We start from the raw sequence: 16,288 nt of genomic DNA, 5'->3' as shown, positions 1-16,288 counted from the left end.
ATCAGAATGGGAACCACAAAGGCGGGTCGCCGTGGTATCCAAGGTGTGGCGTTCTAATGCCCGGCCATCTTTCTGCAGCCCACCGGGGGATTCCTCCGGGGGGGTTTCCAACGCACACATCGTAGTGACGCGATAGCAATTCGAGTCGTGCCGTAACCTGTGGCGGCGGCCGCCACAGCTCGCGCCTCGGCGGCACGGGCGAAAAAAAAGCCCACCGCGACGGGTGGGCTGGGGCGTCACGCGGTGACGCTATTTGTCATAAGAAGCATCTTGGGCGACGCGCTCGAGCGCGTAGGTGCCGGTGATTCCGTATCCATGTCCTCCGCCGGCGGCAATCGCAAGAAGCTGCGCGCCGCACGGCAAAGTCTCACTTACTGCTTCGTACCCCTCCCCAGATCGTTGCCCTTCCTGATCACGGCCGCCGCCTGCACGAACCATTGCCGGCGAGCATCCAATAGCCGTCGTGCTTGATCTCGTAGTGCCGGCTGCCGGTGTGGGGACGGCCTTGCGCTCACACAGAAGCATGGGGGCTCGGACAGCTCCGCGAGCGACTCGACTATCCCCGAGCTTCTCGTCCCGGCTCGTCCTCCGACACGCGAAAGCGCCAGTAACGATCTGGCTTGACCCAAACCACGGTCGCCTCAGTCAGCTTGCGGAAGGCCGTAAGCGCCTCTGTGCCGACGACCTGATTGCCGTCCGCATTTTCCTTCAACAGATCCTCGCGCTTGGCCTTCACAAGGTGGTCCACCACGTCGTCCTGGTAGATGCAGCCATCTCGACCCATCTGCTCAAGCATCCAGCGAGCGACATCGTTTGCAGTCATCACTGCGCCTCTGCCTCGACGGGCAGAATTTGAGCCTCCTTGAACCGGCCTTGCTCCCGCTTCCTTCCAGCGAACCAGTTGCAGTTGACGTACCCGTTATCCTCAACAGACTTGATCGTCATATCAGGGCCACCAGATTTCAGTTTGACGATGTCGCCTTCGTTGTTTTGCGTAATTTTGTTACTCACACACTGACGGCGTGACGCTGCTTGTCGCTTGCCTAGTAACAAATTTAGTTGAACAAACTTTGCAGAAAATTGTTACTCCGTTGAACGGTTCAACTTAAAGTGTTCTTTGGATGTACGGCGGCCATGTTACATCTTCAGTCTGTCAGGTAGCGTGCGAAGGGGCGTGTCTCCCCGGCAGGTTATTCGTCTGCCAGTTTAAACGTGCCGTCGCCGCTCGCAATAATGCGTTCTGACCTGATCAGCGACGCCAGTCCTTCCAGGACATCGGCTACTTCCATCTCGAGCAGCTTGGCGATTTGGACCGCGTGCAACTTCTTGACGCTTGCACTGACGAGGTCGAGAATCTGGCCTTCGGGCCCCGACTCATAAGGTAGCCAGCTCAGCCGGCGGTGCTTGTCTGCGGTCCTGTCAATCTCAGGTTCCCGCTCTCTTTGCCGTGCAAGAAGTCGGTTCCGCATTTGCTCGTCTTCTTCGGCACTGGCGCGCTGTCTCTCGCGCTCTGCCGCAAGCCGCTGCGGACCTTGAGCAATAAAGGCGTCCATCACCTCGATCGGTCCCTTTCGGAAAGGCACTCCTCGAAATGCGCCGTGCTCATATAGCAGCTGTCGCAACCGTTCACATCGATACGATTCGCTCTCGCAGACGTCGGGTAGGTATTGCGCCTGTTGTTCCGCCGGTATGTCACGGTAGTAACGGCCACCAATCATGACGTAGCGCTCGATGAGGCGGAGCAACAGGTCTTCTCTGCTTAGTTCGTCGGGGTTTCCCATTGCCGCTCACAATGAAAAGAGGGCTGGCTCATCGAGTTAAAAATTGTAACAAATCTGTGCAGAAATCGAGCGGGCGGTGCCGGTGAGCCGGCGGCTATCTGCGGCGCTGCACGCTCACTGGCGCGATCGCGATGACCCGCTCTGCTATGCGTTGGGTTATCTGCGGGGCGTTCGCGCGCCACGAACCAACATGGTCGCGACTGCTACGCAACCATCACACTATAGCGCGCGTGGCCTTCGGCAACTGGTGTGGCGGGCCATGTCCGCGTTTAACGCGTCTCTCACCCTCAATGAGCGTGACCTGGGTCAGTGGTCTGCGCACATACGGCCTGGCGATTTGTCGCATGGTGTCGTGGCACGGGCGCTACCCGAACGATTGCGCGGCAAAGATGGTCCGCTGCAAATTACCGTGCGACAGCGACTTCGGCGCTGACTGGACGAGGCCGTCAGCGATCAGGTGTCATGCTCGGCGAACAGTTCCAGCCAGCCCGCGAGCCGATGGGACTGACACGCCTGCGCTAGTTGCCCGAGATTCCGCCAGAGCGTTGTGAAGGGGAGGTGTTGCTGGTTAGCGAGCTGCTCGATGGCGAGAATCAGCAGTGAAAGCGGCGTCTCATCCAGCAGGTGCCCGAGATGAGGGAACCACTCGGACACCACGCGGCCTTCGGCCAGCATGGAGGCCAGCACGTCCGACGGCAAAGAACCGCGGTAGCTGACGCTAGCTGTGCGGGCAGCCATGTCGAGCCAGGGGCGCGGTGCCAAGGGTTGCAGCGTCGAGATGTCGAGTCCTAACACGCGCACAATGCCGAGCGGGTCATCGGGGTCAGCAGCCACGGCCAAGAACCTCGCTTGGCGTGCGGACAGCTGCAGCGCCATCCGGCGCGCCGTCACCGCAGCCTGTTGCGCCGGCGTCAGCGCGAAAACGAAGTTAGTCATGCCAGTTAAGCGGTGAGGGTAGCCATAGTATTACAGGTCCGTCACGCTGCACCCACCGTTCCCCGTGGGCTGGTACCTTGGTTCCGAATCCGCCCATACAGTGGGGCTGTGCGGGTTGGGCGAGGCGGCCCAGGCGCGATGTAGCCGCGCCGGTTCGCTTCTGTGGGGTGGCGCACACACGTGCGCCAATATGGCGTTGATCCACGCAGCGCCGCATAGCGACTTTTCGGCGGGTTCGAACGTGTCCTAATGGCTGTGCCTATGGTGCGTGTCCGGATAATGCGGATGCCGATGGATCAGCACCTCATGCCGATGCCAATGGCGGTGCGGTTCGGCCCCTTCCCACGGAAAGTCATGCTCATGTTGATGGTGCGCGTCGTGCCGGTGGGCATGGCTGTGCTCGAGCGGGTCATGGGTATGCTCATGCTCGTGCCGTTCCCGGAGGTGCAACCAGATGCCGAGTGCCATCAAAGCTGCGGCAAGCCAGAACGTGACGCCTGGCACGTCGGGCCATATCGCCAGCGATATGACGACGCCAAATACCGGCGCAATCGAAAAATAGGCGCCGGTCCGCGCAGTGCCCAGCCAGCGCAAGGCTATGACGAACAGGGCGAGACTGACGCCGTATCCCGCGAAGCCCACGACCATGGCAGCCAGTGTGCTCGCAAACGGCGGCAGATCCGCGCCGGTGGCAAATGCCAAGCTTGTATTGCAGACGCCGGCTACCAGTCCCTTCAGGCAGGCAATGACCAGCGCGTCGTTGTTGGAAACCTTGCGTGTGAGGTTGTTGTCGACGGCCCAGCAAAGGCACGCTGCCACGACCAGAATCGCCCCCGATGCGAATCTGACTTCGCCCGGCTGCCACGAGAGCAGGAGCCCGCCCGCCACGATCGCGACCATCCCTAGAACGATCTGACGATCGGCGTTTTCCTTGAAGACCACCCAGGCAATCACGGCGGTCAACACTCCTTCAACGTTCAGCAGCAGCGACGCGGTCGCGGCGCTTGTCTCGTTCAGGCCCGTCATCAATAGGGCCGGGCCGGCGACGCCCCCGGCAATAATCGCGGCAAGCAGCCACGGCCACTCTGCGGGGGGAATGGCAAGCGTGCCGCCTTCGGCGCTTTGACGCGCACCAAAGAGTCGGCGGGCACCAATTGCGATGAGCAGGCCGATTCCGCTGCCCAAGTAAAGCAGTCCCGCCAACATCAGCGGCGATATTCCCCCGGTCAAAGCCTTGGCCAGCGGAGTGCTGGCTCCAAAAAGTATCGCGGCAGCGAGCGCCGGGGATGCTAAGCGTAGTGACATGGCGTATTGCGGTTGGCATAGCGGAATGGCATTGTCGCGCGCATCCGACAATTGAGGCGACCAGGTGATTGGGCGGCCCTTTACGCGGCAGGGGTGCGCCAATGACGCCGGCATATTCCTGTAGAATCCGGCGCATGTCGCGAATTGTTGCCATCCTTTTGATGCTGATGCTCCCGCTGCAGGCTCTCGCTGCAGTGGAGCGGCAATTCGCGCATGCGTCCGGCCCGGTGCTGGACCATATGGTTGTCCACGCCGAGCACGTGCCGCATCATCATGACGACGATGGCGATATCCACGAGGACGACTCCAGCGCCTCGGCGTCACACCAGTTGGACTTCGAGCTCGCCTCGAACCTCTTGGGAACGGTAAGCCTGGCTTACTCGCTTCCCGTCCTGCCGCCGCGTTACCAGACGCCCCTGTTTGACGGCGCTGTGATACCGGATCCTACCGGCACACCACCATTACGCCCACCTCACGCTCCTGTCTGACGACGGGGTAGCGTTCGTTTGTTCGTCTGCTGCGACGCCTTTTTACGGGTCGCGCCCCGTCGCATTGCTTCTTCAAGCCATTCGCGTTGGGGTTTTTCATGCAGAGATCATTTCTACTTCTGGTGGCAGCGCTCGTGCTGTCGCCCCTTACATACGCCCAAGCGCCCGCTGAGCGATCCGCGCCAGCGGACCTGCAGTCCCTGTTCGAGGTCGCATGGGAGCGTTCGGTCGCGCTCCAGACGGCCGAGGGGCGGCGACAGGAGGCCGCTGCAAGTCGTATTCAGGCGGATTCGCTGATCGCCGGACCTCCCGTCGCCGACCTGCGTCATCGTGGGGACCGGTTCACGGACGGGCGGGGCGTTCGAGAAAGCGAAGTCGCGCTTGGCGTGCCTATCTGGCTGCCGGGTCAGCGAGCGGCGAGGGGCGAGCTCGCTGACGCCCAGCTGGCGGAGGCGGATGCCAGAGCGAGACTTGCCAGGCTGGCCGTTGCCGGCGAATTGCGGGATCGGGTCTGGCAGCTTGCGGCGGCTGCGGCCGAGCAGGAAGTGTTGCGCCGACGCGTGCTAAACGCCACATCTTTGCGCGACGATGTGGCACGACGGGTTTCCGCCGGCGATCTTGCCCGGACCGATCTGCTGCTAGCGGATCAGGATCTTCTCGCCACGCGCGCGTTGTTGACCGACAGCCAGGCACGGATGACCGAACTGTCAACACGGCTGTTCCAATTGACCGGTGCCTCCGCGCTGCCGCTGCGCTACGAGGAGCGACCTGCCATGCCCGAGGCCGTCTCGGCCCACCCATCGCTGGAAGCCGCCGCCGGAGGCCTGCTCCGCGCGCAACGACAACTCGGGTATCTGCAGAAGTCCCGCCGGGACGCTCCGGAGGTAGGGGTCTCCTATCGCCGTGATGCGGCCGGTGGCGGCGCGCCGTCCGACCAGACCGTGGGCGTGTTCATTCGGATTCCGTTTGCGACGGACGCCCGCAATCTGCCAAGGGAAACTGCCGCTCAGACCGAAGTCATGACCGCACGCGCGGAGCGGGAGCGCATGGAGCGCGTGGTGCAGTCCGAAGCGGAGGCATCGCGACAGGCTCTCACGCTGGTGGAGCAGCAGCTCAAGCTCAGTGAGCAGCGCAGCGCGATGCTCGCCGAGCGCGCGGTCCTCCTGCGCAAGACCTTCGATGCAGGCGAAATCGGCCTGACCGAGGTATTGCGCGCACAAAACCAGGCGCTGGAAGCCGAAGCCGACGCAGCGCGACAGCGCGCGCGGCGCGGCGCTGCCATCGCCAATCTCAATCAGGCTCTGGGAGTATTGCCATGAATCGTTGCCTCATCGCGCTTGTGCTGCTGTTCGGATGCGGCCTTGGATACGCAGCCCCCGGCGCGCACGGCCCAAGTGGCGAACATCTTGACGCCCCGGCCGCAACTTCGGCCGGGACCACAAGGCCGACCATCGAAGCAAACACCGAAGCGTTCGAGCTAGTCGGGACGCTCTACGACGATGAGTTATCCATACTCGTCGATCGCTATGCGACCAACGAGCCAGTGACAGCAGGCACGCTAGAGGTCGAGCTAGGGGAAATCAAGGCGCAGGCCAAGCTGCATGCCGATTTGGGGGACTTTTCCTTCACCGATGCGGCACTGCTGAAGGCGCTGCAGGCACCGGGGCAGCATGCGCTCGTCTTTACGCTGGTTGCCGGCGCCGAATCCGATCTGATCGAGGGGCGTATCACCGTTGGTGGCGACGAACACGGCCACGACCACGTTGCCTGGAAGCCCTGGGCCGGCGCTGCGATCGCAGTGGTCCTCGCACTGGGGCTGTTCGTCATGATCCGCCGGTATCGCCGTCGGACTGGCGCGATGAACCGATAGGCCGACATCACATGAAAAACACGACATTCTGCCGGGCGCTGCTGGTGGCCGCCGCCGCGGCCCAATTCAGCGCCATCGTTCCCGCCTGGGCCGCTCCGGGCGCCCATGGTCCCGACGGCGAGCATCTTGACGGACCCGCGCCAACTGCAGCGGCCGGGCTCGCGCGGCTTCCTGATGGCAGCGTGCAGGTGCCCAAGCTGGCGCAGCGCCGGATGGCCATTCGTACCATCATGCCGCAAGCTGGCGAGCATCCTGTGTCGCTGGAGCTCAATGCGACTGTGGTGATGGACCCGAACGCGGGTGGCCGCTTGCAGGCCGGACACCCCGGCTGGCTTGAGGCGCCGCCGGGCGGATTCCCTGTGCTGGGCCAGCGTGTGCGAAAGGGCGACGTCATGGCGGTGTTGCGGCACAAGAACGAACCTTTCGACATCGGCAATCAGCAAGCTCAACTGGCAAACCTGAGCGCGAATTTGAAGCTCGCGCAACAGCGCCTGCAGCGGCTGGAGTCGCTGCAGGACAGCATCCCCCGCAAGGACATCGAAGCTGCACGCGCCGAAGTCCAGAGCCTGTCCGGTCAGCGCGCCGCCGTGGGAACCAGCCTGCATCAGACCGATGCGCTGCGCGCGCCGGCGAGCGGCATTGTCGCCTCGGCCAACGTCGTCGCAGGTCAAGTCGCCGCAAGTGATGACGTCTTGTATGAAATCGTCGACCCGACCCGCTTGATGGTGGAGGCCCAGAGCGCCGACGCCTCGCTCGCTGGCCGGATCCGGGATGGAGCCCTGGCAAACGTGCAGGGCGGGGCGTTGCAGTTTGTCGGCGCGGGCCGCAGCTTGCGCAACGGCGCGGTACCGCTGACGTTCCGGCTTGCCGGCCAGACGTCGCTCCCTCTTGCGGTCGGGCAACCCGTGACCGTCGTTGCGCACCTGACCGACACGGTGAAGGGAATTGTGCTGCCAAGCGAAGCGGTGGTCCGCGGGCAGAACAATGAGACCAGTGTCTGGATCAAGTCCGGGACCCAGCGCTTTATCGCACAGCCCGTCCAGGTACGTGTCCTGGATGCGCGCAATGTCGTCGTGGTTGACGGTCTGTCCCCCGAGAACCGCGTGGTGGTCAGCGGTGCCTCGTTGATCAACCAGATTCGGTAGGGGCGGGCATGTTCAACTGGATAGTTCGTGCCAGCCTCGGCAACCGGCTGGTGGTGCTGGCCCTGGCTACGATTTTGATGGCGTTCGGGGCCATGACGGCCTGGCGTACGCCCGTGGATGTGTTTCCGGACCTCAACAAGCCCCTGGTGACGGTGATCACGGAGGCAGGCGGCATGGCGCCCCAGGAGGTCGAGTTGCTGGTGTCCTTTCCCATCGAAACCGCGCTCAATGGCATGCCTGGCGTGACGCGAGTGCGTTCGGTCTCCGGCGTGGGACTGTCGATTGTCTATGCCGAATTCGATTGGGGGAGCGACGTCTATCGCAACCGGCAATTGGTGTCGGAGCGCCTGGCGCTGGTGCGGGAACAATTGCCCGGTGGACTGACGCCCATCATGGGGCCGGTTTCGTCCATCATGGGCGAGATCATGCTCATCGCCTTGCCGATCGACGCTCAGAGCGTCAGCCCGATGGTGGCACGCGAGTACGCCGATTTCGTTCTGCGCCCGCGGCTGCTGTCGGTGCCGGGCGTATCACAGGTGATTCCCATTGGCGGCGAAGTCCGTCAGCTTCGGGTTGAACCGGACACTGCACGGATGGCGCAGTTCGGTATCTCGCTCGGCCAGTTGTCCGACGCGCTGCGGGACTTCGCCAGCAACAGCAGTGGCGGCTTCATCGACCTGAACGGCCGGGAATATCTGATTCGCAACCTGGGCCGTACGACGCGCCTGGATGATCTCGGCGGGCTGGCCGTCGCATATCGCGATGGTGCCCCGGTGCTGCTCCAGCAGGTCGCCAGTGTGCGCCATGCCCCCGCGGTCAAACGCGGCGACGCCGGGTTCAACGGCAAGCCGGCCGTTATTGTCAGTGTGCAAAAGCAACCGGACGCCGATACCGTCAAGCTGACACGCGAACTGGAAGCGGCGCTGGCCGAGCTCAAGCAGGGCATGCCCAAGGGCCTGGAAGCGCCGCGCGTGCTGTTCCGGCAAGCGGATTTCATCGAGGCTTCCATCGGTAATGTGGTTGAGGCACTGCGCGACGGCGCCATCATGGTCGCGATCATCCTCTTTGCCTTCCTGCTCAGTGCTCGCACGACCGCCATTTCTCTGATCGCCATTCCGCTGTCCCTGGCCGTGACGGCGCTGGCCTTTCACGTGTTGGGCCAGTCGATCAACGTGATGACGCTGGGGGGCTTGGCCATCGCCATTGGCGAATTGGTCGACGATGCGGTGGTCGATGTGGAGAACATCCTGCGCCGGCTCAAGCAGCGCAAGACCATGACGGAGGCGCCTGCGGTACTGGAGACGATCTGGCGCGCGTCCGTGGAGGTGCGCTCGGGCATCGTCTATGCCACGTTGATCGTCGTCCTGGTGTTCGTGCCGCTGTTTGCGCTACCAGGCATCGAGGGCCGGTTGTTCGCGCCATTGGGCGTGGCCTATATCGTGTCCATCCTTGCGTCGATGCTGGTGTCGATGACCGTCACACCGGTGCTGTCCTACTACCTGCTTCCCGGCATGAAGCGCCTGGACCATCCCGATAGTCCCTTGGTGCGATGGCTCAAGCGGGTCGATACGCGCGTGCTGAACTGGTCGTTTCCGCGTGCCCGGGTCATTCTCGCTGGCGCCGGGATCGCCGCGCTTATCGCGGCGGCATCGATACCGTGGCTTCCGCGGGCCTTCCTGCCGGCTTTCAACGAGGGCTCGCTGGTCATGTCCCTGATGTTCAATCCGGGCACATCGCTGACGGAGGCGAACCGCATGGGCGCCTTGGCCGAATCGCTGATTCGCCAGGTACCGGAAGTCACGCAGGTGGGCCGCCGTACTGGCCGCGCGGAGCTCGACGAGCATGCCGAAGGGGTGCATTCGTCCGAGATCGATGTCGACCTGAAGCGTTCCGATCGCAGCCGCGAGGAAGTCATGGCCGCCATCCGCGCACAACTCTCCTCGCTGCCTGCATCCGTCGCCATCGGGCAGCCGATCTCTCATCGCCTGGACCATCTGCTGTCGGGCGTGCGGGCGCAGATCGCCCTGAAGATCTACGGCGACGACCTCGATACCCTGCGGGGCTTGGCGGAATCCGTCCGCGGTCGCCTGGCGCAGGTGCCCGGCCTGGTCGACATCACGGTCGAGAGACAGGTATTGATTCCACAGGTGAACGTGCGCCTGGATTATCGAAAGGCCGCGCAGTATGGCATCACGCCCGGCGATGCGCTGGGCGCCATGCAGACGCTCTCCGAAGGCGCACGGGCATCCCAGGTTATCGAGGGCGTGAGACGTCATGATCTCGTTGTGCGGCTGGCCGAAACGCAGCGCACGCCACAGGATCTGGCGCGCATCATGATCCAGTCGCCACGCGGGCCCGTGCCGCTGGCCGCCATCGCATCGGTGGAAGAGGGCGATGGCCCCAATCAGATCGGCCGGGAAAATGGCCGGCGACGAATCGTCGTCTACGCCAATACCGACGGCTCCGACATGGGCCGCATCATCGCCGGAGTACGGGGCGCGGTCGCGCAGTCCAGTCTGCCGGGCGGGTACTTCGTCAGCATCGAGGGGCAATTCCAGGCGCAGGAGCTGGCTACGCAGCTGATTGCTCTCCTGGCCGTCATGTCATTGGCGTTGATCTACCTGGTGTTGTATTCCCGATATCGCGCGCATCGGCTGACGCTGATCATCATGGCCAACATACCTTTCGCGCTGATTGGCAGCGTCATTGCGATGTGGGCCGCGGGCCTGACGTTGTCCGTCGCATCGATGGTCGGTTTCATCACGCTGACCGGCATCGCGACGCGCAATGGCATTCTCAAGGTCAGCCATTACATCAATCTTTGCCGGCTCGAAGGGGAGTCGTTCGGCATGCCGATGATCGTCAGAGGCTCGCTGGAGCGTCTGACCCCGGTGCTCATGACCGCTCTCGTGGCGGCATTCGCTCTGACGCCGCTATTGGTGGCGGCCGATGCGCCCGGCAAGGAGATCTTGCATCCGGTGGCCGTCGTGATCTTCGGGGGGCTGGTCAGCTCGACCTTGCTGGACACCGTGCTGACGCCGCTGGCGGTATGGCTGTTCGGGCGTGAATCCATCGAAGAACTCGCCGGCCAAGCCGGCACGCACGCCTATTGAAATGGGTCAGGGCGGCGCCCTCGAGCCGCCCACTGTTTTTTGGAGTGGACTATGAACCAACGCATTGCCGCGGCGCTGGCCGCAATCTGCATCTCGATCTCGGGCACGGCGATGGCGCACGGCGCTAAGCCGGCGCAGTACGGCGGCGTCGTGCAGACGGCGAGCGATATGCAGTTCGAACTGGTGGCAAAGGACGGCAACGTCAGCCTGTACGTGGACGACCATGACCAGAAGAAGTCGGTCGCGGGCGCGAGCGGCAAGCTGACGGTGCTCAATGGCAGCAAGAAGAGCGAGACGGCGCTCAAGCCCGCGGAAGGAAATGTGCTGGTGGGCGCCGAACAAATCGCCGTGGCTCCCGGTGCGAAGGTGGTGGCAAATGTCGCCTTTGCCGATGGCAAAACCGTAACCGTCAGGTTCGCGGTGAAGTAAGCCTCCGCGCTTGAGGAGGTGGCCATCCCTCCTTGCGAAGGGATGGCCAAATGCGTCTTCGGTGCTACCTTACCGTCAAATCAACACTAGACGGACGGAGACATCATGCTGCGCAGCGCCATTGTTCTTATCTTTGCGGTCCTCGGTTTCGCGTCTACTGCGGCGTGGTCGCATAGCGGCGGCACCGATCGAAATGGCTGCCATATGGACCACAAGACTGGCATTCGACATTGCCATTGATCTCGCAGCAGGCTGCCAGCTGCTGCGTTCAGATGCGTTGCGCTGGTGGCCAGTTGTGCGTCTCCGATTGGCAATCCCTGCACCAGGCGTACAGCGCATCGTAGAGAACCACGCCATGGCGAAGCATCTCGTGATCGTCGGCAAAGCGCCGCGATAAACCGAGCGAGATGGCATAAAGTCCCGCCGACTGTGGCGTGAGGTCCAGCCTCGATGTGTCCGCGCCACGCACGATGGCGGCAAGCTGCTGCAGGGCCGGCTCGGCTAATCCGTACTTATCGAGAAAGGCATCGAAGCTGCAATGGTCGCCGACATGCGACAACTCCACATCGGGCACATCATATGGAACGGCGCCAGTGCTTTGTGCAACAGCCAATACGTCGGCCGGCGGCACATACAAAAACTCAGGCGTCTCATCGATATAGCGGGCGATCAGCCAAGGACAGGCAATGCGGTCGATCTTTGGCCTTTCGCGGGTGACCCATTTCATGGTCGTCTCCTCATGGGTACGGGTGCCTGGCCGCCCGCATCAGGGTTTCAGGACCGCAGCAGCGGATACACCAGGAGACCCACTGCCGCGGCGCCAGCGACAATCGCCGGTTCCGGCAACTTCTTGAATCGCCAAAGCAGCAGCACGGTCACGATCGCCAACACCAGTGTGGGTGCATCGATAATGGAACGTTTAGCCAGCACAACGACGGCGCCCGTGATGGCCCCGACTGCGGCGGCTGTCACGCCGTCCACGAAGGCGACAATGGCAGGCAGCTTCCCGTACTTCTTGAAGTAGGGCGCCGGAATCACGGTGAACAGATAGCACGGCAGGAAGGTGGCCAACGAAGCGACGATGGCCCCGGGAAGCCCAGCCACCAGATAGCCGATAAAGCCCACCGTGATGACGACGGGACCCGGCGTAATCATCGCCACCGCTACCGCATCGACGAACTGCTTTTCGTTGAGCCATTGATGCTCGGTCACGACGCCGCCGTACAGGAACGGAACGATGGCAAGGCCCGAGCCGAAGACGAAGGCGCCAGCCTTGGCAAAGAACAACCCAATCTGCGTCAGCAACGGCAAATCGAAGTTGGTCAAAATTCCCGAGCCCGGCGCAATTTGCCACGCAGCAGCGATCGGCATGCCACCTTGTTTGAACCACTTCGGCGGCGCGCGCCAGAACCACACGAGGACGCCGGCGGCAATGAACAGCCACGCGATCTCTGATTCCGTGATGATGGTGACCGCGACCAGGACGGCATAGATGGTCCAGAGCAAGGGGTCACCGCCAACACTCTTGCGCGTCAGCTTGTACGCACTGATCGCGATAATTCCGATCACCGCGGCACCCACGCCGTAGAAGACCGACTGCATCCACGTCAGGCCGCCAAAGCGCACGTATGCCCAACCCAGCGCCAACACCATGAGGAAGGACGGAAGCACAAAGGCGATGCCGACCAGGGTCGCGCCGGCAATACGGTAGTGGACAAAACCGAGATAGATGGCAAGCTGTGCTGCCAGCGGGCCGGGCGCCAATTGGGCCAGGGCCAGTCCTTCCTTGTAGTCGGCCTCGGTGAACCAGTTGCGCGACTCGACAAGGTCGCGATGCATATAGCCAGCCAACGCCACGGGGCCGCCAAAGCCCAGGGTGCCCAGGCGCAGCATGTACGCCACCAGTTGCCACAGGGTGTAAGACCCCCCTGAGGGGGACGGAACGGTAGTGCGATCGGCTTTCATTGGTGCATAGGTAAGTGAGAGATCAGCGCTTGGGCCGGGTGCTGAAATGACGATGCAACGCGCTCAGAACCGGTATGCCTTCGGCGAGCAATTGGTCGTCGTCCCGAGCGGTCTGCCGCAGCCCTGACAGCATCGCTTCGAGACCGGCGGCCTCCGCGGGCGGGTCCCCGCCGACATCCAGGGCATGGACGATCGCGGCGATGCGGGCAAGGGCGCGGTCTTCCTCCAGCCCAAAGCTGGCCAACAACACCTCGAAACTGACGCGCTGGCCCACGTGCGTGAAAGCGGCACCGTCGAAATCGAATCCAAGCGCGTCATCGGGACACGCCTGCGGATCAGCAAGCCAGAGGAATGTCGCGTGCGGATCAATGAAGCGCTGAATCAGCCAGGCGCAGGCGATGCGGTCAATCCAAATATGTCGCCGTGTTGCCCAGCGGCGTCCCTGGTACTGGGCGGGATCCCTGGGAACGATGCCCATGTCCGCCGCGTGCGGCTCACCTGGCGAGAGAACCCGACCGGCCCCGCGCTGAAATGCGTCCCAGCTCGCGGACACTCGGTTGGACGCGTCGTTGGGAAAAAAGTCGACGGCACGAATGGCGTTGATGGCGCGTTGGTAACGGTCAAGCAAGCGCCGGACTTCGGCGGCATTGCTTTGCGCAAGAGCGGCGCCGCTTTGATCGATGTCCGCCTGCAACTGGGCGTAGTCCGGCGAGCGGTCGAACAACAGTGCAAAGGCGCGCTCCTGCTCCCCATCGGCGCTGACAGCCAAGAGCCAAGCCTCTCCCTGGTGACGACGCACATCCGTGGCCAACAGGTTCAGCCGCTCGGCGCGTTCGGGGGACGCAGGAAGCAAGTAGGCGCCATCGCGCAGCGTGGCGCAGCCAAGCGCATTCACGGCGCGCCATAACCGCATGCGAGCGGTGGTGCTGCCAGCGGGCAGCGTAACGAGAAGGAGGAGCCAGGGAGCAGCGAGGTATGTCATCGCTGCAAGCGTAGGCCTTCGTAGCGTGTTCTACAACTGTGTAGAGATCATTACAGGCGTTACCAATGCCGCATTGCGATGGCCGAGTTCGATAGACGTTCCCCGGTGGGCGTCATCAATGTTCTACAAGACGGTCAAGGTTTGTAGAGCCTAGCGGGGCTCCGAGCCATTCTCGCCAAAATACGAACGGCACAGTATGCTTATCATAATAGCCATTTCGGTGCGCTAAACTGGCGCCCATGAAATCGCGCCTGACCCTACCGAACTCCGCATCTGCCGCCAGCACGGGTATGGATACGGCCTCCGCCGATGCTTCCACGGCATTCCCCGATGCCGCCTCCCTGGCCGCGCTGCGTGCCTGGCATGCCGGCCTCAGCTCCCGGCAAGCCGTGGCGCAATACCTGGGAGAGGAGAGGGCGCGCGGCCAATCCTCGCGCGCCGTGCTGGGCCGCATTCGCCGCCGGCTCGCCTCGCTGGCACGCGAGCGCGGCCGCGACGATCTGGCCGCGTTGTTCGAGATACCGGCGTCGGCGCGGGTGGCGCAGGGCAGGGCGGCCGACCGTGCTATTGAGGTCTTGCGCACGCTGCCCACGCCACAGCCAGCGATCACCGACGACATCAGTCGCTGGCTGCCGGCTCGCGCCGTCGCTGCCTTGCGCGCCCACGGCATCGAGACGCTGGCGGCGCTGACGGTGCGCGTGCCCAGGCGTCGACGCTGGTGGGCAACCATCCCCGGGCTGGGCGCTACCGGTGCCAGACAGATCGAGGCGTTCTTCGCCGCGCATCCTGAGCTGACCGAGCGGGCCCGCGCGCTGATCGTGCAGGAGCGGCGCAGCAGCGTCGTGCCGTGGGAGCAACTACGCTTGCCCCATCAGGTCGACGGCTCCGAAGGGCGCTTTCGCGCCCCGCGCGCGACGTGCACCTTGACCGCGGACAACGACTACGAGGCGGTGCAGGCCTGGCTGGCACTGCACGAGTCGCCGGCCACTCATCGCACCTACCGCAAGGAAGCGGAACGGCTGATGCTGTGGGCCATCGTCGAGCGTCAGCGGCCGCTGTCGTCGTTGACCACCGAAGACGCCGTGGCCTACCGCACCTTCCTGCGGCGGCCCATGCCGCGAGAGCGGTGGGTCGGGCCGCCACGCCCGCGCTCGTCGCCGGACTGGCGGCCGTTCACCGGTGCGCTGGCCGCACGCTCGGTCGCCCATGCGCTGTCGATCCTTGGGGCGATGTTCCGCTGGCTGGTCGAGCAACGCTACGTGCTGGCCAATCCCTTCGCCGGCATCAAGGTGCGCGGCGGCGGCCGCACCGCGGCGCTGGACAATTCGCGCGCCTTTACCGACGGTGAATGGAAGTTAGTGCGGACCATTGCTGACGGGCTCGAATGGTCCCACGGCTGGGAGGCCGCCGCGGCGCAGCGCCTGCGCTTCGTGCTGGATTTTGCCTATGCGACCGGGCTACGCCCCAGCGAGCTGGTAGGAGCCACGCTCGGGGATGTCTGGACCGACGCGCAAGGCGACGAATGGCTCAAGCTGACCGGCAAGGGCGGCCGCAGCGGCAACGTGGCAATGCCCCCGTTGGCGCGACGGGCGGTGGAGCGCTACCTGACGGAACGCGGACTGCCCATCAGTCGGCGTTTGTGGCGTCCCGAGGTTCGCCTGGTCGGTGATCTGGGCGGCGAGCCCGAGATCGGCATCTCGAGCACGCGGCTATGGCATGTGGTGAAGCGGTTCTTCAAGCTGGCTGCGGATGTCATTGGTGCGGACCATCCCGCGGCCGCGGACAAGCTGCGCCGCGCCAGTCCACACTGGATGCGCCATACGCACGCCACACACGCGCTAGGAAGCGGCGCGGAACTGACCATCGTTCGAGACAACCTGCGGCATGCGTCCGTGTCGACGACGTCGGTCTATCTGCATAGCGATGAAGTCAAACGGGCCCGGCAGATCGGAGAGGCATTTGGGGCCAAATGACACCCGCAAGGGCGTCCACAGCGGGCTGTACGGACGAACAAGGCGTCATCGGAACTGCCAGCATCCGAAAGGTGAGCGCCTAGGGGGCGGGTAACAAATTTATGCAAAAACGGGTAACAAACTTCTGCAAATTAACGGTCGCCTTCGTTGAAAGTCGTGCTCATACCTTTTCCCATTTAACGTAATATACATTATGCGCATTTTAGATGTAGCGGCAAAGTTGTAATCTATGGTCAGCCCGATCTTTGCAAGGTTGAGGTCGATGATCTGTGGCTTGCCTAAATCTATCCGGAGTCTGCTT

16 protein-coding genes are annotated in these 16,288 nt (G+C 63.3%); 8 read left to right on the top strand and 8 right to left on the bottom strand.

The genetic code is table 11. From position 1 onward, the window contains the following. Nucleotides 1–556 precede the first annotated feature (556 nt). The 5 genes from E5S69_RS30395 to E5S69_RS30375 form a co-directional block, all read right to left on the bottom strand. Nucleotides 557–823 carry a DUF6953 family protein gene (locus E5S69_RS30395; RefSeq protein ID WP_061959895.1) on the bottom strand — a complete coding sequence of 89 codons (267 nt, stop codon included), beginning with the start codon at nucleotides 821–823 and terminating at the stop codon, nucleotides 557–559. Then, complete coding sequence (locus E5S69_RS32730) at nucleotides 823–1,011, bottom strand: YodC family protein (protein ID WP_197717929.1); 189 nt, start codon at nucleotides 1,009–1,011, stop codon at nucleotides 823–825. The genes E5S69_RS30395 and E5S69_RS32730 overlap by 1 nt, the downstream gene beginning before the upstream one ends. A gap of 179 nt (nucleotides 1,012–1,190) precedes the next feature. Continuing rightward, nucleotides 1,191–1,745: a hypothetical protein gene (locus tag E5S69_RS30385; RefSeq protein WP_147309056.1), complete on the bottom strand. Its 555-nt coding sequence runs from the start codon at nucleotides 1,743–1,745 to the stop codon at nucleotides 1,191–1,193. 489 nt (nucleotides 1,746–2,234) lie between these two features. Further along, nucleotides 2,235–2,717, bottom strand: coding sequence for a hypothetical protein (locus tag E5S69_RS30380; RefSeq protein WP_053821809.1), 483 nt, complete (start codon nucleotides 2,715–2,717; stop codon nucleotides 2,235–2,237). Between the two features lie 246 nt (nucleotides 2,718–2,963). Next, nucleotides 2,964–4,022 (bottom strand): DMT family transporter, encoded by a 1,059-nt coding sequence (locus E5S69_RS30375; protein ID WP_053821810.1) that lies wholly within the window; start codon nucleotides 4,020–4,022, stop codon nucleotides 2,964–2,966. Nucleotides 4,023–4,156: 134 nt separating this feature from the next. On the opposite strand from E5S69_RS30375, the gene E5S69_RS30370 reads away from it, so the two are divergent. From E5S69_RS30370 to E5S69_RS33035, 7 genes are all read left to right on the top strand, one after another. Further along, nucleotides 4,157–4,510, top strand: a complete 354-nt coding sequence (locus E5S69_RS30370; RefSeq protein WP_053821811.1) for a hypothetical protein — start codon at nucleotides 4,157–4,159, stop codon at nucleotides 4,508–4,510. Nucleotides 4,511–4,608: 98 nt separating this feature from the next. Further along, a complete protein-coding gene (locus tag E5S69_RS30365) occupies nucleotides 4,609–5,829 on the top strand; it encodes a TolC family protein (protein ID WP_061959896.1) in 1,221 nt (406 codons plus the stop codon). Then, nucleotides 5,826–6,380, top strand: coding sequence for a hypothetical protein (locus E5S69_RS30360; protein WP_053821813.1), 555 nt, complete (start codon nucleotides 5,826–5,828; stop codon nucleotides 6,378–6,380). The genes E5S69_RS30365 and E5S69_RS30360 overlap by 4 nt, the downstream gene beginning before the upstream one ends. An 11-nt stretch (nucleotides 6,381–6,391) precedes the next feature. Further along, complete coding sequence (locus tag E5S69_RS30355) at nucleotides 6,392–7,525, top strand: efflux RND transporter periplasmic adaptor subunit (protein WP_053821814.1); 1,134 nt, start codon at nucleotides 6,392–6,394, stop codon at nucleotides 7,523–7,525. An 8-nt stretch (nucleotides 7,526–7,533) separates the two neighbouring features. Further along, entirely contained in the window at nucleotides 7,534–10,638 is a 3,105-nt protein-coding gene (locus tag E5S69_RS30350; protein ID WP_053821815.1) for an efflux RND transporter permease subunit, read from the top strand. A 51-nt stretch (nucleotides 10,639–10,689) separates the two neighbouring features. Then, the gene (locus tag E5S69_RS30345) at nucleotides 10,690–11,067 is read left to right on the top strand and encodes a hypothetical protein (protein ID WP_053821816.1); all 378 of its coding nucleotides are present in this window, start codon (nucleotides 10,690–10,692) and stop codon (nucleotides 11,065–11,067) included. Nucleotides 11,068–11,172: 105 nt separating this feature from the next. Next, complete coding sequence (locus tag E5S69_RS33035; protein ID WP_099047658.1) at nucleotides 11,173–11,307, top strand: YHYH domain-containing protein; 135 nt, start codon at nucleotides 11,173–11,175, stop codon at nucleotides 11,305–11,307. A gap of 28 nt (nucleotides 11,308–11,335) precedes the next feature. Here the strand turns inward: E5S69_RS33035 and E5S69_RS30335 are convergent, their stop codons facing one another. The 3 genes from E5S69_RS30335 to E5S69_RS30325 are packed head-to-tail and all read right to left on the bottom strand — an operon-like array spanning nucleotide 11,336 to nucleotide 14,014. Then, nucleotides 11,336–11,794 (bottom strand): chromate resistance protein ChrB domain-containing protein, encoded by a 459-nt coding sequence (locus E5S69_RS30335; protein ID WP_115737187.1) that lies wholly within the window; start codon nucleotides 11,792–11,794, stop codon nucleotides 11,336–11,338. 47 nt (nucleotides 11,795–11,841) lie between these two features. Further along, entirely contained in the window at nucleotides 11,842–13,032 is a 1,191-nt protein-coding gene (locus E5S69_RS30330) for a chromate transporter (protein WP_053821818.1), read from the bottom strand. Nucleotides 13,033–13,054: 22 nt separating this feature from the next. Then, the gene (locus tag E5S69_RS30325; protein ID WP_053821819.1) at nucleotides 13,055–14,014 is read right to left on the bottom strand and encodes a chromate resistance protein ChrB domain-containing protein; all 960 of its coding nucleotides are present in this window, start codon (nucleotides 14,012–14,014) and stop codon (nucleotides 13,055–13,057) included. Between the two features lie 239 nt (nucleotides 14,015–14,253). Here E5S69_RS30325 and E5S69_RS30320 point away from each other — a divergent pair, with 239 nt between their 5' ends. Then, nucleotides 14,254–15,987 carry a phage integrase family protein gene (locus tag E5S69_RS30320; protein WP_081311600.1) on the top strand — a complete coding sequence of 578 codons (1,734 nt, stop codon included), beginning with the start codon at nucleotides 14,254–14,256 and terminating at the stop codon, nucleotides 15,985–15,987. Nucleotides 15,988–16,288: the final 301 nt, after the last annotated feature.

The sequence above is a fragment of the Cupriavidus necator genome, assembly GCF_013141915.1.
In the GTDB taxonomy this organism is placed as follows: Bacteria; Pseudomonadota; Gammaproteobacteria; order Burkholderiales; family Burkholderiaceae; genus Cupriavidus; species Cupriavidus necator_B.
The sequence above is the reverse complement of the archived record's forward strand: the minus strand, read 5'-3'. Positions and strand labels throughout refer to the sequence as shown.